At 71.0% G+C, this 25,801-nt stretch carries 24 protein-coding genes; 13 read left to right on the top strand and 11 right to left on the bottom strand.

Going from position 1 to position 25,801, the window contains the following annotated elements:
* The first annotated feature begins 38 nt into the window (after positions 1-38).
* The 3 genes from ABD907_RS19740 to ABD907_RS19750 are packed head-to-tail and all read left to right on the top strand — an operon-like array spanning position 39 to position 1,860.
* Entirely contained in the window at positions 39-392 is a 354-nt protein-coding gene (locus ABD907_RS19740) for a hypothetical protein (protein WP_345218731.1), read from the top strand.
* Complete coding sequence (locus tag ABD907_RS19745) at positions 389-841, top strand: hypothetical protein (protein WP_345218732.1); 453 nt, start codon at positions 389-391, stop codon at positions 839-841. The genes ABD907_RS19740 and ABD907_RS19745 overlap by 4 nt, the downstream gene beginning before the upstream one ends.
* Positions 838-1,860 (top strand): quinone-dependent dihydroorotate dehydrogenase, encoded by a 1,023-nt coding sequence (locus ABD907_RS19750; RefSeq protein ID WP_345218734.1) that lies wholly within the window; start codon positions 838-840, stop codon positions 1,858-1,860. The genes ABD907_RS19745 and ABD907_RS19750 overlap by 4 nt, the downstream gene beginning before the upstream one ends.
* Positions 1,861-1,879: 19 nt before the next feature.
* On the opposite strand, the gene ABD907_RS19755 is transcribed toward ABD907_RS19750, so the two are convergent.
* Together ABD907_RS19755 and ABD907_RS19760 are read right to left on the bottom strand one after the other, a co-directional pair.
* Positions 1,880-2,893, bottom strand: a complete 1,014-nt coding sequence (locus ABD907_RS19755) for an aldo/keto reductase family protein (RefSeq protein WP_345218736.1) — start codon at positions 2,891-2,893, stop codon at positions 1,880-1,882.
* Between the two features lie 61 nt (positions 2,894-2,954).
* Complete coding sequence (locus tag ABD907_RS19760; protein ID WP_345218737.1) at positions 2,955-3,533, bottom strand: DUF3043 domain-containing protein; 579 nt, start codon at positions 3,531-3,533, stop codon at positions 2,955-2,957.
* Positions 3,534-3,573: 40 nt separating this feature from the next.
* Here ABD907_RS19760 and ABD907_RS19765 point away from each other — a divergent pair, with 40 nt between their 5' ends.
* Complete coding sequence (locus ABD907_RS19765; RefSeq protein WP_345218739.1) at positions 3,574-4,935, top strand: dipeptidase; 1,362 nt, start codon at positions 3,574-3,576, stop codon at positions 4,933-4,935.
* A gap of 20 nt (positions 4,936-4,955) precedes the next feature.
* Here the strand turns inward: ABD907_RS19765 and ABD907_RS19770 are convergent, their stop codons facing one another.
* Entirely contained in the window at positions 4,956-5,366 is a 411-nt protein-coding gene (locus ABD907_RS19770) for a DUF4333 domain-containing protein (protein ID WP_345218741.1), read from the bottom strand.
* A gap of 44 nt (positions 5,367-5,410) precedes the next feature.
* Here ABD907_RS19770 and ABD907_RS19775 point away from each other — a divergent pair, with 44 nt between their 5' ends.
* The 7 genes from ABD907_RS19775 (at position 5,411) to ABD907_RS19805 (ending at position 14,518) form a co-directional block, all read left to right on the top strand.
* Positions 5,411-6,562: a glycerate kinase gene (locus ABD907_RS19775; protein ID WP_345218743.1), complete on the top strand. Its 1,152-nt coding sequence runs from the start codon at positions 5,411-5,413 to the stop codon at positions 6,560-6,562.
* A gap of 113 nt (positions 6,563-6,675) precedes the next feature.
* Positions 6,676-7,029 (top strand): HesB/IscA family protein, encoded by a 354-nt coding sequence (locus ABD907_RS19780; RefSeq protein WP_345218744.1) that lies wholly within the window; start codon positions 6,676-6,678, stop codon positions 7,027-7,029.
* Positions 7,030-7,148: 119 nt separating this feature from the next.
* The gene (locus ABD907_RS19785; RefSeq protein WP_345218746.1) at positions 7,149-8,096 is read left to right on the top strand and encodes an FKBP-type peptidyl-prolyl cis-trans isomerase; all 948 of its coding nucleotides are present in this window, start codon (positions 7,149-7,151) and stop codon (positions 8,094-8,096) included.
* A 150-nt stretch (positions 8,097-8,246) separates the two neighbouring features.
* Positions 8,247-9,137 carry an aa3-type cytochrome oxidase subunit II gene (gene ctaC, locus ABD907_RS19790; protein ID WP_345218748.1) on the top strand — a complete coding sequence of 297 codons (891 nt, stop codon included), beginning with the start codon at positions 8,247-8,249 and terminating at the stop codon, positions 9,135-9,137.
* The gene (gene ctaD / locus ABD907_RS19795; protein WP_345218750.1) at positions 9,137-10,912 is read left to right on the top strand and encodes an aa3-type cytochrome oxidase subunit I; all 1,776 of its coding nucleotides are present in this window, start codon (positions 9,137-9,139) and stop codon (positions 10,910-10,912) included. Before ctaC ends, ctaD begins: the two co-directional genes overlap by 1 nt.
* A gap of 71 nt (positions 10,913-10,983) precedes the next feature.
* On the top strand, positions 10,984-11,382 hold the full coding sequence (locus tag ABD907_RS19800) for a cytochrome c oxidase subunit 4 (RefSeq protein WP_345218933.1): 399 nt from the start codon (positions 10,984-10,986) through the stop codon (positions 11,380-11,382).
* Positions 11,383-11,386: 4 nt separating this feature from the next.
* Positions 11,387-14,518 carry a glycoside hydrolase family 2 TIM barrel-domain containing protein gene (locus ABD907_RS19805; protein WP_345218751.1) on the top strand — a complete coding sequence of 1,044 codons (3,132 nt, stop codon included), beginning with the start codon at positions 11,387-11,389 and terminating at the stop codon, positions 14,516-14,518.
* A gap of 77 nt (positions 14,519-14,595) precedes the next feature.
* Here ABD907_RS19805 and ABD907_RS19810 read toward each other — a convergent pair whose 3' ends face one another.
* From ABD907_RS19810 to ctaE, 5 genes are all read right to left on the bottom strand, one after another.
* Positions 14,596-15,222 (bottom strand): superoxide dismutase, encoded by a 627-nt coding sequence (locus ABD907_RS19810; RefSeq protein ID WP_345218753.1) that lies wholly within the window; start codon positions 15,220-15,222, stop codon positions 14,596-14,598.
* A 129-nt stretch (positions 15,223-15,351) separates the two neighbouring features.
* Positions 15,352-17,061 carry a cytochrome bc1 complex cytochrome b subunit gene (gene qcrB, locus ABD907_RS19815; protein ID WP_345218935.1) on the bottom strand — a complete coding sequence of 570 codons (1,710 nt, stop codon included), beginning with the start codon at positions 17,059-17,061 and terminating at the stop codon, positions 15,352-15,354.
* 92 nt (positions 17,062-17,153) lie between these two features.
* The gene (qcrA, locus tag ABD907_RS19820; protein ID WP_345218756.1) at positions 17,154-18,212 is read right to left on the bottom strand and encodes a cytochrome bc1 complex Rieske iron-sulfur subunit; all 1,059 of its coding nucleotides are present in this window, start codon (positions 18,210-18,212) and stop codon (positions 17,154-17,156) included.
* Positions 18,209-18,991, bottom strand: coding sequence for a cytochrome bc1 complex diheme cytochrome c subunit (gene qcrC, locus ABD907_RS19825; RefSeq protein WP_345218758.1), 783 nt, complete (start codon positions 18,989-18,991; stop codon positions 18,209-18,211). Before qcrC ends, qcrA begins: the two co-directional genes overlap by 4 nt.
* Before the next feature lie 49 nt (positions 18,992-19,040).
* Entirely contained in the window at positions 19,041-19,694 is a 654-nt protein-coding gene (gene ctaE, locus ABD907_RS19830; protein WP_345218759.1) for an aa3-type cytochrome oxidase subunit III, read from the bottom strand.
* Positions 19,695-20,004: 310 nt separating this feature from the next.
* On the opposite strand from ctaE, the gene ABD907_RS19835 reads away from it, so the two are divergent.
* Together ABD907_RS19835 and trpD are read left to right on the top strand one after the other, a co-directional pair.
* Positions 20,005-20,472 carry a response regulator transcription factor gene (locus ABD907_RS19835; RefSeq protein ID WP_345218760.1) on the top strand — a complete coding sequence of 156 codons (468 nt, stop codon included), beginning with the start codon at positions 20,005-20,007 and terminating at the stop codon, positions 20,470-20,472.
* Positions 20,469-21,545, top strand: coding sequence for an anthranilate phosphoribosyltransferase (gene trpD / locus ABD907_RS19840; RefSeq protein ID WP_345218762.1), 1,077 nt, complete (start codon positions 20,469-20,471; stop codon positions 21,543-21,545). The genes ABD907_RS19835 and trpD overlap by 4 nt, the downstream gene beginning before the upstream one ends.
* Positions 21,546-21,572: 27 nt before the next feature.
* Here the strand turns inward: trpD and ABD907_RS19845 are convergent, their stop codons facing one another.
* The 3 genes from ABD907_RS19845 to ABD907_RS19855 all read right to left on the bottom strand — a co-directional run bounded on the left by ABD907_RS19845 (position 21,573) and on the right by ABD907_RS19855 (position 25,663).
* Positions 21,573-21,854 carry an Lrp/AsnC family transcriptional regulator gene (locus tag ABD907_RS19845; RefSeq protein WP_345218764.1) on the bottom strand — a complete coding sequence of 94 codons (282 nt, stop codon included), beginning with the start codon at positions 21,852-21,854 and terminating at the stop codon, positions 21,573-21,575.
* 26 nt (positions 21,855-21,880) lie between these two features.
* A complete protein-coding gene (locus tag ABD907_RS19850; protein ID WP_345218766.1) occupies positions 21,881-23,692 on the bottom strand; it encodes a DEDD exonuclease domain-containing protein in 1,812 nt (603 codons plus the stop codon).
* Between the two features lie 135 nt (positions 23,693-23,827).
* Positions 23,828-25,663 carry an AMP-dependent synthetase/ligase gene (locus ABD907_RS19855; protein WP_345218768.1) on the bottom strand — a complete coding sequence of 612 codons (1,836 nt, stop codon included), beginning with the start codon at positions 25,661-25,663 and terminating at the stop codon, positions 23,828-23,830.
* Positions 25,664-25,801 lie beyond the last annotated feature (138 nt).

Here is a 25,801-nt window from a genome sequence, read left to right on the forward strand (position 1 = left end):
CGCAAGAACCCGCCAGCAGTCGGCGGTAGTCTCCCGGGGTGCTAGCCAGCGTCATGACCGCAGCCGTGCTGAGCGGCCTGCTCGGCCTGTGGGCCGCGTGGTACGCGCTGCGCGGGCGGCCGGTGCTGTTCAAACAGCTGGTCGGCGCCGCCGTCGTCGAGCTCGCGCTGGCCGTCCAGCTGGTCCTCGCGCTGGTGGCGACGGCGGCGGGAGAGCGGCCGAGCGAACCGTGGACCTTCTGGGGATACCTCGTCACCGCGTTGTTCCTCCTGCCCGTCGCCGCCGTCTGGGCGATGGCGGACCGCACCCGCACGAGCTCGCTCGCCATGCTGGTCGTCTGCGTGGCGATCATCGCGATGCAGGCACGAATCTGGCAGGTCTGGACAGCATGACCGACGAACCGGTGCCGACCCACTCGGCCGAGGACACCCGGCGCCCCGCGTACGGCCTCGGCCGGGTCCTGATCCTCGTCTACGGCATCTTCGCACTCGCGGCGAGCGCACGGGCAGCGGTTCAGCTCCTCACCCGGGCGAGCGAGGCCCCGCTGGCGTACTCGCTGTCCGCGGCGGCGGCAGTGGTGTACGTCCTCGCGACGATCGCTCTCGCCCACAACGGTCGGCGCATGCGACGCGTCGGCTGGACCGCCGTCGGCTTCGAGCTCGCCGGCGTGATCACTGTCGGCACCCTCAGCCTCGTCGTCCCCGAGCTGTTCCCGGACGCCACGGTGTGGAGTCGCTACGGCAGCGGCTACGGGTACGTCCCCGCCGTGCTCCCGGTGCTCGGGCTGGCCTGGCTCTGGCACAGCGCGCCGGCACGGATCGCCGCCCGAGGAGAGCGATGAGCCTCTATCGCCTCCTCTACTCGGGCGTCGCCGTCCGGCTGGACGCCGAACGGGCGCACCTGCTCGCGATGAGACTCATCCGCGGGGTCGCCGCCGTCCCCGTGCTCTCCGACGCCGTGCGCGCCACCCTCGGCCGTCGACCCGACCGGCCGGTGCACGTGCCCGGGCTGCGGCGTCCGGTCCCCGGCGTCCTGGGCCTCGCGGCCGGCATGGACAAGGATGCCTCCGCGGTCCTGGGGATGGACATGCTCGGTTTCGGGTTCGTGGAGGTCGGCACCGTCACCGCCCACGCTCAGCCGGGCAACGACCGCCCACGCCTGTGGCGCGAGCCGCAACTGCGCGGTCTGCGCAACCGCATGGGCTTCAACAACGACGGCGCGGCCGCCACCGGCCGGCGGCTCCGCGCCCTGCGCCGCACCCGCCGCGGCCGCAGCGTCGTCGTCGGCGCGAACATCGGCAAGTCCAAGGTGACCCCGCTGTCCGAGGCCGTCGCGGACTACGAGACCTCTGCCCGAGAGGTGGCCCGCTGGGCCGACTACCTCGTGGTCAACGTCTCCTCGCCCAACACCCCAGGCCTGCGGGACCTGCAGGCCGTGGAGTCCCTGCGGCCGATCCTGCGGGCCGTCGCCGGCGCGGCCGACGAGACGGCCGGACGCGCCGTCCCGCTCTTCGTCAAGATCGCTCCCGACCTCGCCGACGACGACCTGGACCGGGTCGCCGACCTGGTGCTCGAGCTGGGCCTGACCGGCGTCGTGGCCACGAACACCACGATCTCCCACGACCTCGGCCCCGGCGGGCTCTCCGGGGACCCGCTGCGCGGCCGCGCCGTCGCGGTCGTCTCCCGGCTGCGGTCCCGGCTCGGGCCGGGCACGACCATCATCGGGGTCGGCGGGATCACGACGCCCGACGACGCACGGGCCATGGTCGCGGCCGGCGCGAACCTGCTGCAGGCCTACTCGGCGTTCATCTACGAGGGTCCGGCGTGGCCCGGCCGGATGAACCGGGCCCTCGCCCCCTAGGGCGCGAGGGCGCGCCGGGCTAGCTCGGCCGGCCGTGCGGGGCGTTCTGCCAGGTCATGGCGGCGTCGGTCGTCACGGCGTCACCGAGCGCCTCGTCGATACGCGCCATGGCGTCCTCCGGGATGGTCAAACCCGACGCCTTGACGTTCTCGGCCACCTGCTCCGGCCGGGAGGCGCCGATGATCGCGGCGGCCACGTTGGCGTTCTGCAGCACCCATCCCACGGCGAGCTGCGCCATGGTCAGGTCGAGCTCTCGGGCTACGGGGCGCAGCTCCTGCACGCGGGCGAGGACGTCGTCATCCATCCATCGCTTGATCATGTTGGCGCCGCCCTTGGCGTCCGTGGCGCGCGAGCCCTCAGGCGGCTGCTGGCCGGGGAGGTACTTGCCGGTCAGTGCGCCCTGGGCGACGGGGGAGAAGACGATCTGCGAGATGCCGAGCTCGGACGAGGTCGGCACGACCTCGCCCTCGATGACCCGGTAGAGCATCGAGTACTGCGGCTGGTTGGAGATGACCTGGAAGCCGAGCTCCTTCGCGTGATCGTGCGCGAACCGCAGCTGCTCCGCCGTCCACTCGCTCACGCCGATGTAGAGCGCCTTGCCCTGCCGGACGACGTCGGCGAACGCCTGCATCGTCTCCTCGATCGGCGTCTCCACGTCGAAGCGGTGCGCCTGGTAGACGTCGACGTAGTCGGTCCGGAGGCGCTTCAGGGAGGCGTCGATCGACTCCATGATGTGCTTGCGTGACAGGCCGGAGTCGTTGTGCCCGGCGCGGCCGGTCGGGAAGTAGACCTTCGTGAGGATCTCCAGCGACTCGCGCCGCTCACCCCTGAGAGCCTTGCCGAGCACCTTCTCCGCCTTGCCGTTCGCATAGACGTCCGCGGTGTCGAAGGTGGTGATGCCGGCATCGAGGGCGGCGCGCACGCAGGCGCTCGCCGTGTCCTGGTCCACCTGCGAGCCGTGCGTGAGCCAGTTGCCGTAGACGATGTCGGAGATCTTCAGGCCGGAGCGGCCGAGGTAGACATGATTGACCATGGCGTCGATCGTACGGCGCAGGTCCGACAGAGCCACACCGCGCGAGCAGTGACCTACCTCGTCAGGAGGGGAACTGGCCGCGCTTGACCTGGGGCTTGGGCTGGCGCATCCGGCGCAGGTAGAAGGCGCGGGTGAACGCGTACAGGCCGGTGAACCGGGGAATCTCGTCCTCGCCGAACTTCTTCTTCAGCCGGCGCTGGAGCATCGTCACCAGGATCAGGGTGTCGATGATGGCGACGAGGAGCAGTGCGTAGGTGCCGAACACGATGACGTTGGCCATCTGCGGGTACAGCCCCACGAAGAGCATCGCGATGATCATCAGCATCGCGACCGGCATGAACAGCTCGGCGATGCACCAGCGCGCGTCGACGTAGTCGCGCGCGTATCGGCGGGCCCTGCCCTTGTCGCGCACGGGCAGGTAGCGCTCCTCGCCGGTGGCCATGGCCCGGCGCTGCCTCTGCCACGCCTCGTTGCGGCGCTCACGCTGGATGCGCTTCGCTTCCTTGCGGTCGTCCTGAACCAGCGGACGCCTGTTCTTCGCCTCCTGCTCACGCCGCTTGGGCGTGGGGCGGCCCTTGCGGCCCGCCGTCTCCACGGTGGGTTCGGGCTCGTCCACGGGGGTGCTCTTACGTCCGATCACCTCAGCAGGTTAGTCGAGCGGGGCGCGTTACGCTCCCGCCGTGACCACAGCCGACGATCTCGCCCGCCGCACCCGCGAGCACTTCCCCGCCATCCGTTCCGACCTCGAGGACCTCGTCCGCATCCCGAGCGTGTCGTCACCGGCCTTCGACCAGGCGCAGGTGGCCGCCAGCGCCGACGCCGTCGCGGCACTGCTGCGCGACGCCGGCATGCCGCAGGTGGAGGTGCTGACCGCCGAGACGGCGGACGGCGCGACCAGCCGCCCCGCGGTCGTCGCTCATCGCCCCGGCCCCGTCGGCGCCCTGACGGTGCTGCTGTATGCGCACCACGACGTCCAGCCACCGGGCGCCGACGAGTCCTGGGACACCGACCCCTTCGAGCCCACAAGGCGCGGCGAGCGCCTCTACGGCCGGGGCGCGGCCGACGACAAGGCCGGGATCATGGCGCACGTCGGGGCGCTGCGGGTGCTCGGCGAGAGCCTCGGCGTCGGCGTCACCGTCTTCGCCGAGGGCGAGGAGGAGATCGGCTCTCCCACGTTCACCGACTTCCTGCGCACGCACGCGGATCGGCTCCGCGCCGACGTCATCGTCGTCGCCGACTCCGGCAACTGGAAGGTCGGCGTCCCCGCCCTGACGACCTCGCTGCGCGGGCTCGTCGACTGCGAGGTCGAGGTGCGGGTGCTCGAGCACGCCGTGCACTCGGGCATGTTCGGCGGACCGGTCCTCGACGCCGTCACGCTCATGGCGCGGCTCGTCGCCACGCTGCACGACCAGAACGGCGACGTCGCCGTCGCCGGGCTCACCGGGAGCGACGAGGCCGCCGTCGACTACCCCGAGGAGGACCTGCGGGCGGACGCCTCCGTCGTCGACGGGTACCGGCTCGCCGGCACGGGCCCGCTCGCGGCGCGGCTGTGGCGCAAGCCGGCGATCTCTGTCGTCGGTCTCGACGCGACCACCGTGGCGGCCGCGTCCAACACCATCGCCCCGGTGTGCCGCGCGAAGCTCTCCGTGCGCATCGCACCCGGGCAGGACCCCGCCGACGCCGAGCGGCTGCTGGTCGACCACCTGCTCGCCCACGCGCCGTTCGGCGCCCAGGTGCGGGTGACGCCGGGCGAGCGGGGTCACGCCTTCGACGCGGCCGGGGACACGGAGCACATGCGCACGGCCCGCTGGGCGTTCAGCCAGGCATGGGGTCGCGAACCGGTGGACATCGGGGTGGGCGGGTCGATCCCGTTCATCTCCGAGCTCAAGCAGGTCTTTCCCGGCGCGGAGATCCTCGTCACCGGCGTGGAGGACCCCGACTCTCGCGCGCACAGCGAGAACGAGTCCGTGCACCTGGGCGAGCTGGAGAAGGTCGTCCTGGCGGAGGCACTGCTGCTCGCGCGGCTGGGCGGCCAGGTCTGACTGTCCAGGTCGGGCGCGGTTCAGTCCGTCGATTCCTCGGTGGGAGAGTCCGGCTCCTCGGTGGGAGAGTCCTGCTCCTGGGGTGCCTCGCTGTCCTGCGGCACCTCGGCGACCTCGACGTCGAACTCCACCTCACCGCTCCCCGAGTCGACGGCCGTGACCGTGGCCGTGACCGGGAAGACCGTGTCGGGGTCGTCCTCCGTGGTCAGCTCGCACGTCGTCTCGGCGCCGGCCTCGGCCGGGAGCTCCTCGCTGCACGAGATGACGGGACGGACTCCGAACTCCGCCTCGAGCGCATCGGCGATCTTCACCTCGAGCGCGTCGGGCGCGACCGGCTCCACCGAGCGTTCCTGGCTGCAGCCCAGCAGGGCCGCCACCGCGACAAGACAGGCGGCTGCCCCGGCCGGCGTCCTCAACCTGGTTGTCCGCATCGCCAGATGGTGCCACAGGTCCGCGGGTCGGGGAGGATGACGGCGTGCACGTCCTCATCGCCCCCGACCGGTTCTCCGGCCCGCTCAACGCCGTGCTGGCCGCGCGCAGCCTCGCCGACGGCTGGGCCGAGGCGGCGCCGTCGACCACCGTGACGGCGCTGCCGCTCTCGGACGGCTCCGCCGGCATGCTCGACGTCGTCGCAGCCGCCCGTGGCGGGACCCTGGTGCCCGTGCAAGCCGCCGGGCCGCTCGGTTCGGTGACGGCGGCTGCGGTGCTGCACGTGCCCGGAGACGCGGGCGGTACGGCGTACGTCGAGGCGGACCAGGTCATCGGCACGGACCTCGTCCCGCCGGAGGCACGTGCTCATGCGGCGCGAGCGGGGTCGTCGGCGGGACTGGGCGCCCTCATCCTGTCCGCCCTGAGCACCGGCGCGAGCCGAATCGTCGTCGGGCTTCCGACGCCCGCGGTGGTGCACGACGGCGGAAGGGGCTTGCTCCAGGTGCTGGCCGGCGGCGAGACCGTCGGCGACCTGCCGGACGTCGCGGCGGCGCGAGAGCGGCTGGCCGGCCGGGACGTCGTGATCGCCGCGGCCGACGGCGTCCCGCTCCTCGGTCTGCTCGGCGCCGGAGCGCTCCTCGGCCAGGACCCGGACGTCGGCCCGGTGCTCGCCCAGGAGCTCGAGCGCAACATCGGCGAGACGACGGCCGAGATGGAGCGGCAGATCGAGGACCAGCCGCGTGGGCTGCTCCTCTCGACCGGCAGGGATCAGGTTCGTGTGGCGCGTCAAGAGGGCACCGGTGCCGGCGGAGGGGCGGCCTTCGCACTCCGGCTGCTCGGGGGCCGCAGCATCCCCGGAGCCGACGTCGCCGCGGATGCGGTCGGCCTGGCCGACGCGGTCGAGCAGGCGGACCTCGTCATCACGGGCTCTGCCGTCGTCGACTCCGCGTCCCTGACCACCTCGGTCGTGGCCACGGTGGCGCGGGCGGCGCTGGACCGCGCGCTGCCCGTCGTCGTCGTCGCGGAAGAGATCCGCACCAGTCGGCGGGAGGTGGCCCCGCTCGGGATCTCGGGCACCTACGAGATCTGGGAGCGCTCCCGCCTGCACGGGGCGCGCCGGCGCCACGGCGCTTCGGATCTGCCGGACGCCGTACGCGCCCGGGCCGCACGGCTCGCCCGCACCTGGTCGACAGCCTGAGCGCAGAACGAGCACAGAACACGTAGGCTGGGAAATCGGGAACAACGGGTCGGCGGGTGCCGTTCCCGTTGACGCAAGGCCGTCCCGGCGCCGAGGAGAAGTTGGAGAGTCAGATGAGCGAGACCACCGAGAAGGTCGCCACCCATGGTGTGGTCCTCACCGACGTCGCAGCGGGCAAGGTCCGCACGCTGCTGGAGCAGGAGGGCCGTGACGATCTGCGCCTGCGCGTCGCCGTCCAGCCCGGGGGCTGCTCGGGCCTCATCTACCAGCTGTACTTCGACGAGCGCGTGCTCGACGGTGACGCGGTGCGCGACTTCGACGGCGTCGAGGTCGTCGTCGACCGGATGAGCGTGCCGTACGTCGAGGGCGCGACCATCGACTTCGCGGACACCATCGAGAAGCAGGGCTTCACGATCGACAACCCCAACGCGGGCGGATCTTGCGCCTGCGGTGACTCGTTCCACTGAGCACCCGTTCGACCTGAGCCCGTCTCAACCCACGCGCCCGCGGCCCCGCGCCGGACCACTCCGGCCGGGGCCGTAGCGCTGCCCGGGCCCGCCCTCATCCACCCGACCAGGAGTTCTTCGTGCGATCCCGCCGTCCCGCCGTCCTGACCGTCCTCGCGCTGGGCGCGGCCCTCACCCTCGGAGCCTGCAACGACGCGGGCGAGGAGCCGACCGGTGAGCCCACCGGTCAGACGTCCGAGGCCGCACCCGACGGTGGGCTGCCGACCGTCGAGGGCGGCTACGGCGAGGAGCCGACGATCACGTTCCCGGACTCGCAGGCACCTGCCGAGCTCAAGGTCGAGGTGCTGAAGGAGGGCGACGGCACCGAGGTCGCGGCGACCGATTTCGTCGTCGCGGACTACCACGGGCAGGTGTGGGGCCAGGACCAGGTCTTCGACAGCTCGTTCCAGCACGACGAGCCGTCCGGCTTCAGCCTCGACGGGGTCATCCCGGGCTGGAAGGAGGGGCTGGCCGGCACGCACGTGGGGGACCGGGTGCTGCTGTCCATCCCGCCCGAGCTCGGCTACGGCGAGCAGGCACAGGGCGAGTCCATCCCGCCCGGGTCGACCCTCGTCTTCGTCGTCGACGTCGTCGAGCGGTACGCCCCCGACACCAACGCACAGGCGGACTCCACCCCGGTCGAGCCGGCGCCCGACCTGCCGGTGAGCGTCGAGGGCGACCTCGGCGCCCCGGCCACCATCACGGTCGACGACGGCGCACCGACGCCGACCGAGCCGGAGGCGACCGTCATCGCGGAGGGTTCGGGCGAACCGGTCGCGCAGGGCGGCGTCCTCGTCCAGTACGGGATCACCTCCTGGGACAACAGCACGCAGCAGTCCACCTGGGAGTCCGGCGGCGTGAGATCGGTCACGGTCGGTGCCGGCACGGTCTTCGATCTGCTCGCCGACGTGCCGGTCGGGTCACGCGTGGTCATCCAGGCACCGCCGTCGCAGGGCAGCGGGCAGACGCCCGGACAGCCCGCCGTCGCGGCCGTGGTCGACGTGGTCGGCACCATCGCGGCGCGCTGAGCACGCACACATCGGCGGGACGAACTTCGCAGGCCACACCGCACTCGGTGGGGCCGAGCAGGCGCCGTCCCGACTAAGGTAGGTCGCGCACCACCACCGCGTCGGAAGGTCAGATCCGTGCCAGCCACTCGCCGCTCCAGGCGTCCGGTCGTGCGTTCCCTAGCCCTCGCGGGCCTGGTGGCGCTCGGCACGGCAGCCTGCGCGCCCGCAGACCAGTTCCCCAGTGAGCCGGGCACGGGTGTCGACGTCGGGTTCCTTCCCAGCGTGCCCGGGCTGACCGACCGCACCGAGGGCATCATCGACCTGTGGAACGGTTCCTGGATCGCCGCGCTGGTGGTCGGCGTCATCGTGTGGGGCCTGACGATCTGGTGCATCGTCGCGTACCGGAAGCGCAAGACCGACCGGCAGCTGCCGGTCCAGCTGCGGTACCACGTGCCGCTCGAGCTGCTCTACACGCTCGTCCCCCTGCTCATGGTCGGCGTGCTGTTCTACTTCTCCACCGGCGTGACCAACGACGTGCAGAACATCGCGCGTGACACCCAGGCCGCGGGGGTCACGACCGAGACCGAGCAGCCCGCCGACCTGGAGATCGAGGTCTACGGCAAGCAGTGGAGCTGGGACTTCAACTACCTGAGCGACGACGTCTACTCGACGGGGGAGCGCGTCGAGCTCACTGGTGAGCCCGGGGCGGAGGAGAGTCTGCCGACGCTGTACCTGCCGGTGGACGAGACGGTGACCTTCACCGTGCACTCGCGCGACGTCGCGCACTCGTTCTGGATCCCCGCGTTCCTGTACAAGATCGACGTCATTCCCGGGCGGGTGAACGCCTTCCAGGTGACCCCGGAGGTGGAGGGCACCTACTCCGGGAAGTGCGCCGAGCTGTGCGGCGAGTTCCACTCGGAGATGCTGTTCAACGTGGAGGTCGTCGACCGCGCCACGTACGACGCCCACATGCAGGAGCTCCGCGACGCGGGCCAGACCGGCCGCCGCGGCGATGAGTACAACCGCCAGTACCTGGTGACTCAGGAGGACGAGCACTGATGGCCACGACCACCGCCGCGCGACCCGAGGTGACGCCGGGCCTGACGCCTGAGCGGCAGAACCTGGGCAAGTCGATCATCAGCTGGATGACGTCGACGGACCACAAGGTCATCGGCAACCTCTACCTGGTCTCCTCGTTCCTGTTCTTCATGATCGGCGGCGTCCTGGCGCTGCTCATGCGTGCCGAGCTGTTCGAGCCGGGGATGCTGCTCCAGTCGAAGGAGCAGTACAACCAGTTCTTCACCATGCACGGCACGATCATGATGCTGCTGTTCGCGACGCCGCTGTTCTCAGCCTTCGCGAACGCGTTCGTACCGCTGCAGATCGGTGCACCCGACGTCGCGTTCCCGCGGCTCAACATGCTCTCGTACTGGCTGTTCTTCTTCGGTGGCCTGATGGTGATCGCCGGGTTCCTCACCCCCAAGGGGGCGGCGAGCTTCGGGTGGACGGCCTACACCCCCTTGTCGAACGCGATGTTCTCACCAGGACTCGGGGGAGACCTATGGGTGCTGGGACTCACCATGACCGGCTTCGCGACGATCTTCGGCTCGGTGAACTTCGCGACCACCATCATCACGATGCGCGCGCCGGGCATGACCATGTTCCGGATGCCGATCTTCACCTGGAACATCCTCATCACCTCGGTACTGGCCCTGATGGCGTTCCCGGTGCTCGCGGCCGCCCTGTTCGGCCTGGCGGTCGACCGCCTGATGGGTGGGGAGATCTTCAACCCGGAGGCCGGCGGCGCCCTGCTGTGGCAGCACCTGTTCTGGTTCTTCGGCCACCCCGAGGTCTACATCATCGCCCTGCCCTTCTTCGGCATCATCTCCGAGATCATCCCCGTCTTCTCGCGCAAGCCGATCTTCGGGTACAAGAGCCTCGTCTTCGCGACCATCGCGATCGCCGCGCTGTCGGTGACGGTCTGGGCGCACCACATGTTCACCACCGGCGGCGTCATGCTCGAGTTCTTCTCGCTGATGACCATGCTCATCGCGGTGCCCACCGGCGTGAAGTTCTTCAACTGGATCGGCACGATGTGGCGGGGCAAGCTCACCTTCGAGACCCCGATGCTGTACTCGCTCGGCTTCCTGGTGACATTCCTGTTCGGCGGCCTGACGGGCATCATCCTGTCCAGCCCCGCGATGGACTTCGCCGTCCACGACAGCTATTTCGTGGTGGCGCACTTCCACTACGTGGTGTTCGGCACCGTGGTGTTCGCGATGTATGCCGGGTTCTTCTTCTGGTGGCCGAAGCTGACCGGACGCATGCTCGACGAGCGGCTCGGCAAGATCCAGTTCTGGATCCTGTTCATCGGCTTCCACACCACCTTCCTGGTGCAGCACTGGCTGGGCGCCCAGGGCATGCCACGCCGCTACGCGGACTACATGCCGGAGGACGGCTACACGCTGTACAACCAGATCTCCACGGTCGGCGCCGTGCTCATCGCGGTCTCCACGCTTCCGTTCCTGTGGAACGTCTACAAGGCCGCGCGCGGCCCGCGCACCGTGTTCGTCGACGACCCGTGGGGCTTCGGCAACTCCCTCGAGTGGGCCACGGGGTCCCCGGTGCCGCGGCACAACTTCACCTCGCTTCCCCGGATCCGCTCGGAGCGTCCCGCCTTCGACCTGCACCACCCGGAGGTCGCCGCGATGGACCAGGCCGAGCCCAACCGCGACGTGCTCGACTCGGCCTACGCGAGCAGCGAGGTCGAGGGACGGGCACAGGTCGTGGGCGAACGATCCGAAGGCAGCGACGGCGAAGGGACCCAGCGATGACCGGCGAACGGCAGGACGTCCACGAGCGTCACGACTCCGGCGGTCACAGCGGACCCAAGGCGGGCAAGCCGCTGCGCATCGAGGCATGGCTCTTCCTCGCCGGCGTCTTCGCCTTCATCCCCCTCGCGGTCATCTACGGCTTCGCCGCCCAGTGGGAGCCCGTCGGGACCACCGGCCTCTTCCTCCTCGGGGCGCTGTCCGGGCTGGCCGGCGGCTACCTGTGGATCACGGGGCGGCGCATCGACCCCCGTCCGGAGGACGACCCCACCGCGGACATCTCGGACCGCGCCGGTGAGGTCGGGGTGTTCTCCCCGCACAGCTGGTGGCCCCTGGTCCTGGGCGTCGCCGCCACGCTCGGGTTCCTGGGACTGGCCATCGGCTGGTGGATGGTGGGCCTCGGTATCCTGATGGCCCTGATCGGCCTCGTCGGGATGCTGTTCGAGTTCTCCCGCGGCCAGCACGCCCACTGAGCTCGTGACGTCCCCTGCCTACCTGAGCGATCACAGCCCCGGCCACGGCGCCCTGCCACCCCGTTCCCGTCTCGTCAGCGACGCCCCGACGCTCGACCTCACCGGGACCTGGGACTTCCGCCTGCACCCGGTGGCGGACCCCGACGTCGCCCCGTGGCAGGACAGCGACGCCGCGCCCTGGGAGAGCATTGTCGTGCCGTCCCACTGGGTGCTGGCAGCCGACGGCCGGCACGGCCGCCCCGTCTACACCAACGTGCGCTACCCGTTCCCGGTGGACCCGCCGCACGTGCCGGACGAGAATCCCACGGGCGACCACCGGCGCACCTTCGCGCTGCCGGACGAGGCCGGGTGGTCCGGCGCGGAGCGTGTCCTGCTCCGGTTCGACGGCGTCGAGTCGACCTACCAGGTATGGCTCAACGGCGTGGTGGTCGGTGTCGGCAAGGGGAGCCGCCTCGTCCACGAGTTCGACATCACGGACCACCTCGAGGCGGGCGAGAACGTCCTCGCCGTCCGCGTCCACCAGTGGTCCGACGCGTCCTACCTCGAGGACCAGGACCAGTGGTGGCTGCCCGGCATCTTTCGTGAGGTGACGCTGCTCGCTCGTCCGTCCGGCGGCGTCGAGGACGTGTGGCTCCGGACCGCATACGACCACCGCACGGCCGAGGGCACGGTCGGTGTCGAGCTGCGTGCCGGGCCGGACGCGTACCCCGTCAGCCTCGAGGTGCCCGAGCTGGGGGTGAGCGCACGCTGGGAGCGGGCCGAGGATGTCGCCCCCGTGCCCGCCGGCCAGGTGGAGCCGTGGAGCGCGGAGGTGCCCCGGCGATACGAGGCCGTCGTGATCTCACGCGGCGAGCGGGTGCGGCTGCACGTCGGCTTCCGCACGGTGCGTGTCGCCGGTGACCGGTTCGAGGTCAACGGCCGGCAGGTGATCTTCCGTGGCGTCAACCGGCACGAGATCGAGGCCACCCGCGGACGCGTCTTCGACGCCGACCACGCCCGCGGCGATCTCGAGCTGATGAAGCGGCACAACGTCAACGCGATCCGCACCAGCCACTACCCGCCGCACCCGGGCGTCCTGGACCTGGCCGACGAGCTCGGGTTCTGGGTCGTCGACGAGTGCGACCTGGAGACCCACGGGTTCTACCTCCGCGGGTGGCGCGACAGCCCGGCCGACGCCCCGAGCGACGACCCTCGCTGGCGTGACGCCTACCTCGACCGCATCGCGCGCACCGTGGAGCGGGACAAGAACCATCCGAGCGTCGTCATGTGGTCTCTGGGCAACGAGTCGGGAACGGGTCGTAACCTCGCCGCGATGTCGGCGTGGGTGCACCACCGCGACGCCGAGCGGCCCGTGCACTACGAGGGCGACTACACCGGGGAGTACACCGACGTGTACTCGCGGATGTACCCGAGCCTCGAGGAGATCGACGCCATCGGCGGCGACTCGGGCCCGATCGCGTACTGCAGCCCGGCCCAGGCGCAGCGCCAGCGGCGCAAACCCTTCCTCATGTGCGAGTACATCCACGCGATGGGCAACGGCCCCGGCGGGATCGCCGACTACGACGACCGCATCCGCGCGCACCCGCGCGTGCACGGCGGGTTCGTGTGGGAGTGGCGGGACCACGGGCTGCTGACCACGACGCCCGACGGCGAGCCCTACTACGCGTACGGCGGGGACTTCGGCGAGACCGTGCACGACGGCAACTTCGTCGTCGACGGGATGGTGCTCTCCGACGGCACGCCCAGCCCCGGGCTCACCGAGTACGCGGCCGTGGTGGCACCCGTCCACCTCTCTCTCGAGGAGAGCGGTGGCGCGCAGTACGGCGAGGCCGACGCACGAGGTACCGAGGACCAGGCCGCCGTCGTACGAATCACCAACGAGCGGCACACCGCGGACACCGCCGACCTGGTCATGCGGTGGCGCGTCGAGGTGGACGGCGAGGAGGCCGGCTCGGGCACGCTCGAGACCGCGCCGGTGCCTGCCGGCACGACGGCGGAGATCCCGCTCCCCGAGGCGACGGGGTCCGTCCTCGAACGGGCGCGTCAGACGTCGCCCGGTGGGGAGGTCTGGCTCTGGCTCGTCGTCGAGCTCGCCGAGCAGACCTCCTGGGCACCGGCGGGGCACGTGCTCTCGGCACGGCAGGTCGACCTGACGACGTCGCCCATCACCGGCGGCCGCCCGAGGAACGACGCGGCGCCACCGACGGCCGGGACACGCCCGCCCACCGCGACGGACGGGACGATCACGATGGGGCGGGCCCGCATCGACTCGCGCACCGGCCGTCTCACTGCGCTCGGCGGCCTGGCGATCGATGGACCCACGCCGGAGCTGTGGCGGGCGCCGACGGACAACGACCGGGGCTCCGGGCACGGGAGCTACGAGGACGCGTCCCCGGAGGAGACCGGCGGACGCGGTGCCCCGGGACCCTCGTCGGCGGATCGGTGGGCGGCCCGAGGCCTCGACCGGCTCGAGCACCGGGTGGTCGGAGTGCAGGTCGGCGACGACCGGGTCGTCACGCGCCTGCGCAGCGGCGCCGCCGCCGCGGCGGCAGCGATCGAGACGACCCTGACCTACCTCGTCGACGACGCCGGCGACCTCGTGCTGCGGGTGGACGTCGTCCCGGTCGGGCCGTGGGAGGGCACCTGGCCACGCGTGGGTGTGCGCCTCTCGCTCCCGTCCGCCCTCGCGCACGCCGACTGGCTCGGGCCCGGCCCCGGCGAGGCTTACCCGGACTCGCGCGACGCCGCACTCGTCGGCCGCCACGACCGGTCGGTGGACGAGCTGTCCACGGGCTACGCCATGCCGCAGGAGACGGGGCACCGTCCCGAGGTGCGCCGGCTGCGGCTCACCGGGTCCGACGCCGGGTTGGAGCTGCGGTCCTTCTCCGCAGGCCTCGGTGGCGGTGGCGCTGCCGTCCACGCCGGCCGGCCCGGCTTCACCGTGTCTCGGCACACGGCGCAGGAGCTCACGACGGCGACGCACCCGCACGAGCTTGCGCCCAGCGAGCATGTCCACCTCTATCTCGACGCCGCCCAGCACGGCCTGGGCAGCCGCTCGTGCGGGCCCGACGTGCGGCCGCGGGACCAGCTGTGGCCTGCCGCCCACTCGTTCGTGGTGGCGCTGCGGCCGCTGTGACGCACGAGGGCCCCGAGTCGCGATGACTCGGGGCCCCTCGTCGCTCCGGCGTCGGGCCGGGACCTTGGCTGAGCGGGTCAGGCGGGGACGATGAGCCCGCTGGACTGCGTCGTGGCCTTGGTCAGCCGGGCAGCGACGTCCTGCCAGTTGACGATGTTCCAGAACGCCTTGACGTAGTCCGCCTTGACGTTGAGGTAGTCCAGGTAGAAGGCGTGCTCCCACATGTCCAGCTGCAGCAGCGGGATGGTGCCCACCGGCACGTTGTTCTGCTGGTCGAACATCTGGAAGATGACGAGCCGGCGCGACACCGAGTCGTAGGCGAGCACGGACCAGCCGGACCCCTGGATGGAGGTGGCGTTGGTGGTGAAGTGGTTCTTGAAGCCGTCGAAGGACCCGAACGAGTCCTTGATGGCCTCGGCGACCTCACCCTCGGGCTCGCCTCCGCCGTCGGGGGAGAGGTTGTTCCAGAAGATGGTGTGGTTGATGTGTCCGCCGAGGTTGAACGCCAGGTTCTTCTCGAGGAGGTTCACCGCGGCCAGGTCGCCGGACTCGCGTGCCGCCGCCATCTTCTCCAGCGCCGTGTTCGCACCGTCGACATAGGTCTTGTGGTGCTTGTCGTGGTGCAGCTCCATGATCTTGCCGCTGATGTGCGGCTCGAGCGCGCTGTAGTCGTAGGGAAGGTCGGGCAACGTGTAGACGGCCATCTGTCCTCCTGTCGTCGGGCGGCGCCGTGCAGCGCCGCGTCGATCGGTCCGTGGTGGGACCACTCACGTGGTCCAACCTATTCGGTTCCGCGGTGTTCCCGCCCGTCCAGCAGGCGGACGTGCCCCGGTTCAGTCCTTCTCGTGCCGCGCCAGCGTGGCGACGGATCCGCCCGCGTGGGCGCGGGGCTTCTCCTCGTCGCCGTGACCGTCCGCGTACGGCGCCTCGTGCGTGATCTCCAGGGAGCCACCGTGCACGCCGTGGATGCCGGAGTCCTCGCCGTCCTCGATCTCGGGGCCGTGGTGACCCGCTGCGGCGAGCTCGGCCGGCGTGGCCGGCTCGACCCGATCCTCGTAGAAGAACTTCGACAGCTTGTGCCGGATGGTGTCCATTCGATGACCGGGCCGGTCCACCCCGTGACGGTCGGTCGCGGGACCGACCTCGATCGGACGGCGTGGCTCGTGGGCCACGAGGAGCCAGCGCTCGTCGTCGCTCAACGGCTTGTGGACCTCCATGAACGCGCCGTTCGGCATCTGGACGACCCGGCCGGTCTCGTGGCCGTGCAGGGCGAGCTCACGGTCACGCCGCTGCAGCCCGAGACAGATCCGCTTCGTCATGATGAACAGGGCCACGGGTGCGAGGAAGAACGCGAACCGGAAGAACCAGGTGATGTCGTTGATCGACAGCTGGAAGTGCGTCGCGATGAGGTCGTTCGCACCCGCGAGCAGCAGCACCATGAACGCGCCGAGGTAGGAGACGCCGATCGCCGTGCGGACCGGGACGTTCCGTGGGCGGTCGAGCACGTGGTGCTCGCGCCGGTCCTTCGTGGCGGCGGCCTCCAAGAACGGGTACACGGCCAGGAACGTGAACAGCAGCCCCGGGATGACGACGCCGGGGATGAGGACGTTGAGCGAGAGCGTGTACCCGCCGATGACCACTTCCCAGCCCGGCATCAGGCGCAGCGCACCCTCGAGGAAGAGCATGTACCAGTCCGGTTGTGCTCCCGCGGAGACGGGGGACGGGTCGTACGGCCCGTAGTTCCACACCGGGTTGATCGACATCGTGGCGCCCATCAGGGCGAGGAAGCCGAAGACGATGAAGAAGAAGCCGGCCATCTTGGCCGCGTAGACCGGGAAGGCGGGGTAACCGACGACGTTGTTGTCCGTGCGGCCCACACCCGGGTACTGGGTGTGCTTGTGCACCACCATCAGGATCAGGTGCACGGTCACGAGCGCGACGATCAGCGCAGGGATCAGCAGGATGTGCACCGTGAAGAGGCGCGGAATGATGACCGTGCCCGGGAACTCACCGCCGAAGAGCCCGTAGCTGAGGTACGAGCCGATGATCGGCAGGGACTTCGCCACGCCGTCGGCGATGCGCAGGCCGTTGCCGGAGAGCACGTCGTCCGGCAGGGAGTAACCGGAGAAGCCGGCGGCCAGCCCGAGGATCATCAACGTGAAGCCCACGAGCCAGTTGATCTCGCGCGGCTTGCGGAACGCGCCGGTGAAGAAGATCCGGAACATGTGCACGACGATCGCGGCCATGAACACCAGCGCGGACCAGTGGTGCATCTGCCGCATCAGGAGGCCACCCTTGACCTCGAACGACATGTAGACCGTGGACGCGTAGGCGGCCGACATCTCCATGCCCTGGTGGCTGACCGGCAGGGCGTCCTCGGGGTAGGTGGTGTGAGCCATGGAGGGCTCGAAGAACATGGTCAGGAAGATGCCGGTGAGGACGAGGACGACGAAGCTCCACAGGGCGATCTCACCGAGCAGGAACGACCAGTGCTCGGGGAAGATCTTCCGGCCGATGAACTTGACGGCCTTCGCGACGCCCATGCGTGAGTCGAGGACGTCGGCCGTGGACGAGATCGGCGAGGACGGGCGGTACTCGCCCGACGGGCGGGCCGTGGGTGCCGATGACGAGATGCTCACTTCTCACGCTCCCAGTAGCTCGGTCCGATCGGTTCGTGGAAGTCCGAGCGGGCCACGAGATACCCCTCCTGGTCCACCGTGATCGGCAGCTGCGGCAAGGGTCGGTCGGCGGGGCCGAACACGACGCGAGCCTGGTCCGCGATGTCGAAGGTCGACTGGTGGCACGGGCAGAGGAGATGGTGCGTCTGCTGCTCGTACAGGGCCACCGGGCAGCCGACGTGGGTGCAGATCTTCGAGTAGGCGACGATGCCCTCGTAGGACCAGTCGGCCTTCTCCTGCGGCTCCTGGAGCTCGTCCGGGTCGAGCCGGACCAGGATCACCACGGCCTTCGCCTTCTCCTCGAAGTAGTGCTCGTGCTCGGTCAGGCCGTGCGGGATGACGTGGAAGACGGACCCGATGGTGACGTCGCTGGCCATGATCGGTTCGTCGGAGGGGTCCAGGGCGAGGCGGCGCCCGGTGCCCCCGCCCGGAATGTTCCCGGAGAATTCCTCCGGCGTCTCGCCCCAGACGGTGTGGCGGAAGGCGCTGATGTCCCAGCTGCCGCCGAGGTTGCCGATCAGCGGGACGAGGATCGGCAGCGGGGCGAGGGCCGCGGCGCCGACGACTGCACCCTTGAGCACCGGGCGGCGCCCGATCCCCGAGTCCTCGACGCCGTGCTTCATCATGTCCGCCGCGACCGTGCGGGTCTCGTCGTCGCTGCGCTGGAGGTGGCGCTCCTCGACGTACTCGACGTTCGACATCAGCGTCTTGGCCCAGTGGATGGCCGCGATCCCGATGCCGAGCATCCCGATGCCGAGACCCAGTCCGAGGAACAGGGTGCTGTAGCGCAGGTTGCCGAGCGTGGAGTCCAGCGGGATGACCGCGTAGGCGACGATGGCGCCGATGGAGGCCAGCGCGCTGATGGTCAGGATGAGCACGATGAGGCGCTCGACCCGCTTGGCCTCCCGCGGGTCGGTGTCCGCCAGGCGCTCACGGTGCTCCTCGATGCCGGGGTTCTCGAAGAGCTCGGGGCTCTGTGCTTCGGGCGGGGCGACGTGCTGCTGCTCGGTGCTCACGAGGACTTCGCTCCGATCCAGACGGCGGCGATGATCAGTCCGCCGATCCCGACGATCCAGGCCCACATGCCTTCGACGACGGGGCCGAGCGAACCCAGGGTGATGCCGCCCGGCGAGGTCTCCCGCTGCTCCATGAGGTACGCGATGACGTCCTGCTTGTCCTCGGGGGTCAGGTTGGCCTCGTTGAACACCGGCATGGACTGCGGACCGGTCAGCATCGCCTCGTAGATCTCCGTCGGGGTCGAGTCGAAGAGCCCGGGTGCGTACTTGCCCTCGCTGAGCGCGCCGCCGGCGCCGACGGCGTTGTGGCACATGGCGCAGTTGGTCCGGAACAGGGCGAGACCGTTCGCGGGGTCACCGCCGGCCGGGTCGACCGTCTCCGCGCTCGGGATGGCCGGTCCGGGCGCGAGGCTGTGCACGTAGGCGGCGACCTGGGCGATCTGCTCCGGGTTGAACTGCGGTGTCCGCTCCTCCGCCTGGGTGGAGTTGTTGGCCATCGGCATGCGCCCGGTGGCCATCTGGAAGTGCACGGAGGCGGCGCCGACACCGATCAGCGACGGGCCGATGTCGGTGCCCTCGGCGTTCACGCCGTGGCAGGTGGCGCAGTTCGCCTCGAACAGAGCCTCCCCGGCCTCGACGTCCTCCGCGGAGTCGCCCCCGGCCGCCGACGCGGGCTCGGGCGCGAACGCGGCGTAGAGCGCGCCGGTCAGGATCAGGGCGAGCAGCACGAGGACCGCCGGTGCGAACCGGCTTCTCCTGCCTGCGGCGAGTGCCTTCACGATGTGACGTCCTCGGTGGGGTCGGGTGGCGGTCGGGGAGCGGGAGCGGCTACTGCACGAGTGCGTAGTCGAGCACGTAGATGACGAAGAAGAGGCCGATCCACACCACGTCGACGAAGTGCCAGTAGTACGACGTGACGACGGCGCGGCCGGCCTCGAGGTGGCCGAACCGCTTGGCGGCGAACGTGCTGCCCAGCACGTACAGGAACGCGATCAGCCCGCCGATGACGTGCAGGGCGTGGAAGCCGGTGGTGATGTAGAAGACCGAGCCGTAGCTCGAGGTCGAGATCTTCAAGCCGTGCTGGATGAGCTCGGTGTACTCCGTCACCTGCCCGGCGACGAAGATCCCGCCCATGACGAAGGTGAGGGTGTACCACTCGAGCATGCCCCACCGGAACGGGTTGAAGAGCGACCCGACCCGGGTGGCCTGGAACCGCTCGGCGGCGAAGACGCCCATCTGGCAGGTCACCGAGCTCAGCACCAGGATCGTGGTGTTGCCCAGAGCGAACGGGAAGTTGAGAACGCTCGAGGCCTCCGCCCAGGCTTCGGGACCGGCGACCGACCGGTGCGTGAAGTACATCGCGAAGAGGCCGGCGAAGAACATCAGCTCGCTGGAGAGCCAGATGATCACACCGACCGAGAGCGTGTTCGGTCGCGTGACATGGACCGGCCCAGCGGCGGCGGCGGCGGTTGTTGACGACACCCAGCCATTATGGCCCAGGTCGGGGCCGTTCTGGCCAGTTCGATCCGGGTGCGCGTCGTGGTCGCCGGCCCGGAGCGCGGGGGTTTACCGGCGTCGTGCGGCTCAGGTCGTCGGCCCGGCGCCGCGCGCACGCCCCATGTGTGAGCCTGACCACGGACCGGACGGCGTGTCCCGGGCGGCGGGCCGGTGCCTCGGCGCGGGCGGTGGGAGGATCGCGGCGGTGGGAGGATTGGGGCCGGCGGCGCACTACCATGAGCCCGGGCCGGTCCGTGAAGGCCCGCACGACGCAGACCCGCGCAGGAGGACCAGGATGACCATTGACGCTCGCCAGATCGGCCACGCCGGCCCCGCGGGCGCGGGCGCCGGCAGCACCGAGACCGTCGACCTGCTGATCTACAGCGATGACGTCGACACGCGGCGGGCCGTCATCCGGTCGGTGGGCCGGCGTCCCGGCAAGGGCCTGCCGCTCGTGCGCTGGACCGAGGCGGCGACCCACGCCGGAGCGGTGAGCAAGGTGGAGCAGGGCAGCTTCGCGCTGCTGGTGCTCGACGGCGAGTCCGCGAAGGTCGGCGGGATGGCGCTGGCACGTCAGCTCAAGAACGAGATCTACGAGTGCCCGCCGGTCCTCATCCTCACCGCCCGCGCGGAGGACCGCTGGCTCGCCACCTGGGCGAACGCCGACGCGATCGTCTCCGCCCCCTACGACCCGATCGCCCTGCAGGAGACCGTGGCCGCCATGCTGAGGGCGGCCCAGGCCCCCGGCGGGCGGGAGCGGTGACCGTCGGTTCGACAGGGGACCGGCTGGCCCCGACCTGGCCGGAGCTCCTCTCGCACGTCATCGCGGGTGACGACCTGACGGCGGAGCAGACCGCCTGGGCCATGGACCAGGTGATGACGGACCAGACGACGCCCGGGGTCCTCGCCGGCTTCCTCGTCGGCCTTGCCACCAAGGGCGAGACGGTCGAGGAGGTCCGCGGCCTCGCGGACGCGATGCTCGCCCATGCTGAGCCGATCGACGTCGACGGCGGTGGCGTCGTCGACGTGGTCGGCACGGGCGGCGACCGCATGCACACGGTGAACATCTCCACCATGGCCTCCCTCGTGGTGGCCGGGGCCGGGGTGGGCGTCGTCAAGCACGGCAACCGGGCCGCCAGCTCGTCCTCGGGCAGCGCCGACGTGCTCGAGGCCCTCGGGGTGGACCTCAACCTGTCCGTGGAGCGGGTGGCGCAGGTGTACCGCGACGCGGGCATCACGTTCTGCTTCGCGACGGTGTTCCACCCCTCGTTCCGGTTCGCCGGACCGACCCGCCGCGAGCTGGCCGTCGGCACGGTGTTCAACATCCTCGGCCCGCTGACCAACCCCGCCCGTCCGGGCGCGGGCGCGATCGGCGTCGCCAACGCCAGGGCGGCACCGCTGGTGGCCGGCGTGCTGGCGGTCCGCGGCGTCAGCGCCCTGGTCTTCCGCGGCCGCAACGGTCTCGACGAGCTCTCCGCGACCGCGGTGAACGACGTCTGGGAGGTCCGTGACGGCGAGGTCGTCGAGCACACGGTGGACGCCGTGGACGAGCTCGGCCTGACCGCTGTGAGCGTGTCCGAGCTGCGCGGCCAGGACGCCGGCTACAACGCCGACGTCGCGCGTCGGGTGCTGGCGGGCGAGAGCGGTCCCGCCCGCGAGGCGGTCCAGCTCAACGCCGCTGCGGCGTTCGTCGCGCAGGGCAGCCTGCCGGGCACCGGGCCCGACGGCGGGACGCTCGTGGAACGGCTGCAGGCCGGGCTGGCGCACGCCGCGCGTTCGGTCGACTCGGGTGCGGCCGCCGGGGTGCTGGACCGCTGGGTCGCGCTGACCCGCTGATCCTCGGGCCGCCGCCGCTCGCGCTCGTCAGTCCTCCAGGCCGATGTCGAAGGCCTGCTCGAGGTCGTGCCGGGAGTACGCCTGGAACGCGATGTAGGTCTGGGTACGCAGCACGCCCGCGACCTTGCCGAGCTTGTCGGAGACGACGGTGGCGAGGTCCTCGTGCTGCTTGACGCGGGCGAGCGCCACGAGGTCGATGTCACCGGTGACGGAGTAGACCTCGCTGATGCCGTCGAGATCGGCGACCTCCTGGGCGACCTCAGGGATGCGGGCGACGTCGGCGTCGATGAGGACGATGGCTGTCAACATGGCCGCCATCATTCCCTACCGAGGGCTCACCGTGTGGTGGGCACGCGGTGGCGGGCTGCACCGCGCACCGGGCACGCGAGGGGCACCGGCCCCTCGGCGAGGCTGACCAGCCGCACACCCGGCTGCTCGAGCCACGTGGCGACCAGCTCCGTCTCCTCGACGGGGGCGGCCCCGCACGCGGTCTCGGGCGCCGGGACGACCTCCCCGGACGCGAGCACCGCCTGCACGACCGCCATCGGGTCCTCCCCACGGGCGGCGACGGCCGTACCGGCGAGCCGACCGTGGCGCACGAGCACGATCTCCCAGCCGCCCGAGTCGTGCCGACGTGCCGCGACCAGCTCCGTCGTCGTGAGGATCGGACGCAGCCGCTCCGTCCGGCGAGCGCCCTGCAGCAGGGCGACCAGGCGGTCCCGCTGCGTGGCCGCCTCCTCGTAGCGCTGCTCGGCGGCCAGCTCACCGATCTTGTGACGCAGAGCCTCGACCGCGTGATCGACCTGGGCGCGCAGCGCCCGCCGTGTGACGGAGACAGACTCGGCGTAGGCGGCGCGATCCTGACCGCCGATGCACGGCGCACCGCAGCGCTGCATCTCGGCCAGCGCGCACGCCGAGGCCCCGGCACGTGGCACGACCGGCAGCCGGGGCGAGCAGCGCCGCACCGGCGAGATCTCGTGGAGCGCCTCCATGGCGGCCGTGGCCGCGCTGCGGCTGCTGAACGGACCGATCGCCTCGCCCATGTCGGCCGCCGGGAGGCGACGCACCACACTGAGCCGCGGGAACGGCTCGTCGGTCAGCCGGAGCCAGGGCCGGCGCTGCGGACGCCGCGAGCGGCGGTTGTACGGCGGGTCCAGTTCGGCGATGAGCCGCAGCTCCCGCACCTGCGCCTCGAGCGTCGTCGCGCACGGCACCGGACGTACGGTGACGGCGATGTCGAGCATCTCGCCGATCCGGCGGCGCTTCTCGGCGGCCGTGAAGTACTGGCGCACGCGGCGGCGCAGGTCGACCGCCGTCCCGACGTACAGCACCTCCTGGGAGGGCCCGAGGAACTGGTAGACGCCCGGGCCCTCGGGCAGGCCGTCCGCCATGGTGGCCTTGCGGCGGCGCCGCGGCGGGACCGGGTCCGTGGCGGTGCGCAGGTCCTCCAGGTGCGTGACGCCGAGCGGTGCGGCGCGAGCGAGCAGCCCGTGCAGGACGTCGACGGTGGCGCGCGCGTCCGTCAGGGCGCGGTGGTCGGGGGCGACGGAGGTCTGGAAGAGCCCGGCGAGGGTGGCCAGCTTGTGGTTCGGGGCCTCGTCCCGGGTGATCAGGCGCCGTGCCAGCGCGACCGTGTCGAGCACCGCCGGGGACGGCCAGACCAGGTCCATGCGTTCGGTGGCGTGCTTGAGGAAGCCGACGTCGAAGCCGGCGTTGTGGGCGACCAGGACGGTTGCCGCCGCGCCCTGACCGGTGGTGCTCCACCCGCCCGCCGTGAGTCCGGCGAACTCGAGGAAGGACGGGATCACCTCGGTGATCGGCGGTGCCGTCACCACCATGGCGTTGGTGATCCCGGTCAGCACGGTCACCATCGGCGGGATCGCCGTCGCCGGATTCACCAACGTCTGGAACTCGCCCACGACCTCGCCGCCGCGGACCTTCACGGCGCCGATCTCGGTGATCACGGAGCTGCCCGGACCGCCGCCGGTGGTCTCGAGGTCGACGACGACGAACGTCACCTCGCTCAGCGGTGTCCCGATCTCGTCCAGCCCCAGCTGGACGGGCCTGCCGGATCCGTCGGCGGACCGGGTGGCGTCGTCCAGGACGAGCCGGCCGCCCGGCGCGGTGTCGAGCAGCGTCGGGGTCATGACGGCGACGCTAGGCCCGACCTCCCACACGCCCCGGCACCGACACGGCGGCGAGCCGCGACCGAGACCATCGGGGCGGCAGAGCGCCCGGGTAGCCGAGGAGCCCGGTGCCCGGGCACCCGAGCAGCACGAGCGCTAGGCCGGCGTGCCCTTCGCCCGCTCGGCCGCCGCGCTCGCGTAGAACTCGTCGACCGTGCCGGCGAAGTCCTTGAGGAAGAGGTTGCGCTTCACGCTCAGCTTGGGGGTCAGGTAGCCGTTGTCGACGCTCAGGTCGAAGTCGAGCACCTCGAAGGCCCGGATCTGCTCCGCCCGGGAGACCGTCGCGTTGGCCCGGTCGATCGCCGTCTGCAGGTGCTCGCGCACGAACGGGTCCTTGGCAGCCTGCTCGATCGTCATCGGCTCGCGGTCGTGGTTGGCCAGCCATCCGGGCAGCATCTCCATGTCGAGCGTGATGAGCGCCCCGATGAACGGGCGGTCGTCACCGACCACGACGCACTGCGAGACGAGCGGGTGCGCGCGGATGTTGTCCTCGAGCGGTGCCGGCGCGACGTTCTTCCCGCCGGCGGTCACGATGATCTCCTTCTTGCGTCCCGTGATCCGCAGGTACCCGTCGCCGTCCATCGAGCCGAGGTCGCCCGTGTGGTACCAGCCGTCCGCCATCGACTCGGCCGTGGCCTCGGGGTTGTTGTGGTAGCCGCGGAAGACGGGGATGCCCCTGACGAGGATCTCGCCGTCCTCGGCGATGGCGACCGAGGTGCCGGGCAGCGGCGGACCGACGGTACCGATCTTGATCTTGCCTGGGCGGTTGACGTTCGTCGGCGCGGTCGTCTCCGTGAGGCCGTAGCCCTCGAGCACGATCAGGCCGATGCCGCGGTAGAAGTGCCCGAGGCGCTCGCCGAGCGGCGCGCCGCCGGAGACGGCGAAACGTGCCTGGCCGCCCAGCGCGGCACGGATCTTCGACAGCACGAGCTTGTCGGCGACCTTCAGCTTCGCCTTGAGCGGCGCCGACGGGCCGGAGGCGGTGTCGAGCGCCTTCGAGTACTGGATCGAGACGTTCGCGGCCCAGTGGAAGATCTTGGTCTTCAGCCCGCCGCCGGTGCGCTGCTCGACGCCGTTGTAGACCTTCTCCCAGACGCGGGGCACGGAGAGGATGAAGGTCGGCCGGAACGTGGCAAGGTCGGGTACCGCCTCCTTCACGCTCGGTGTGTGGCCGAGCGGCTTGCCGGCGACCAGCACGAGAACCTCGACGAACCGGGCGAAGACGTGGGCCAGCGGCAGGAAGAGCAGGGACCGCGCCCCCGGCTGCTGGAAGACGGTGGAGATGTTGTCGACGGCCTCGACGCACAGGAGCACGAAGTTGCCGTGGGTGAGCTCCGCCCCCTTGGGCCGGCCGGTGGTGCCCGACGTGTAGATGATGGTGGCGAGGGAGTCCAGGCCCAGGTCCGCGCGGCGCCGCTCGAGCTCGTCGTCGGGCACGTCCGCGCCCAGGGCCTCGAGCGTCTCGAGGCCGCCGCCGTCGATCTGCCAGACCTCGCCGAGCTCCGGCAGGCCGTCGTCGATGCTGCGGGCCTCATCCACCGTGGCGGCGTTGTCCGCGTTCTCGACGACGGCGAACTTGCAGCGCGAGTCCGAGAGGATCCACTGGGACTGCTCCGGCGAGGAGGTCTCGTAGACCGGTACCGGGACGGCGCCGGCGTGCCAGGCGGCGAGGTCGACCAGGGTCCACTCCAGCCGGGTCCGGCACATGATCGCGACCGGGTCGCCCGGGGCGACGCCCGCCGCGATGAGGCCCTTCGCGATCGCGGTGACCCGCTCGAGGGTCCACGCCGCGGTGTGCGGCACCCACTGCTCGCCCACCTTCTCCTCGTAGAGCACGCGGTCCGGGTGCTCCCGTGCCTGGTCGACCAGGTAATCGGTGATGCTGCGTCCGGGGTCGACCTCGACCCCACGTGGAGTGGTGAACTCGTCCATGCTGGCTCCGTCGGCAGTGCGGGGAGGGTGTTCGTGCTGTCCGGCTGATCCGGTGCTCAGACACAGTATCGGTCACAACGGGACCTCATCGGGCACTCGGCGCTCCGTCGTCGTGCCGGGTTGGCACAATGCCCGTGT

It is taken from the genome of Georgenia halophila (assembly GCF_039541595.1).

Bases quoted from the DNA above. Each gene is read 5' to 3' on its own strand.
- ABD907_RS19745 (WP_345218732.1), top strand. From the start codon at position 389: ATGACCGACGAACCGGTGCCGACCCACTCGGCCGAGGACACCCGGCGC.
- ABD907_RS19850 (WP_345218766.1), bottom strand. From the start codon at position 23,692: ATGACCCCGACGCTGCTCGACACCGCGCCGGGCGGCCGGCTCGTCCTG.
- ABD907_RS19845 (WP_345218764.1), bottom strand. From the start codon at position 21,854: ATGTTGACAGCCATCGTCCTCATCGACGCCGACGTCGCCCGCATCCCT.
- ABD907_RS19780 (WP_345218744.1), top strand. From the start codon at position 6,676: ATGAGCGAGACCACCGAGAAGGTCGCCACCCATGGTGTGGTCCTCACC.
- ABD907_RS19855 (WP_345218768.1), bottom strand. From the start codon at position 25,663: ATGGACGAGTTCACCACTCCACGTGGGGTCGAGGTCGACCCCGGACGC.
- ABD907_RS19835 (WP_345218760.1), top strand. From the start codon at position 20,005: ATGACCATTGACGCTCGCCAGATCGGCCACGCCGGCCCCGCGGGCGCG.
- ABD907_RS19810 (WP_345218753.1), bottom strand. From the start codon at position 15,222: ATGGCCGTCTACACGTTGCCCGACCTTCCCTACGACTACAGCGCGCTC.
- qcrB (WP_345218935.1), bottom strand. From the start codon at position 17,061: ATGGGCGTCGCGAAGGCCGTCAAGTTCATCGGCCGGAAGATCTTCCCC.
- ABD907_RS19770 (WP_345218741.1), bottom strand. From the start codon at position 5,366: ATGCGGACAACCAGGTTGAGGACGCCGGCCGGGGCAGCCGCCTGTCTT.
- ABD907_RS19750 (WP_345218734.1), top strand. From the start codon at position 838: ATGAGCCTCTATCGCCTCCTCTACTCGGGCGTCGCCGTCCGGCTGGAC.
- ctaD (WP_345218750.1), top strand. From the start codon at position 9,137: ATGGCCACGACCACCGCCGCGCGACCCGAGGTGACGCCGGGCCTGACG.
- ABD907_RS19755 (WP_345218736.1), bottom strand. From the start codon at position 2,893: ATGGTCAATCATGTCTACCTCGGCCGCTCCGGCCTGAAGATCTCCGAC.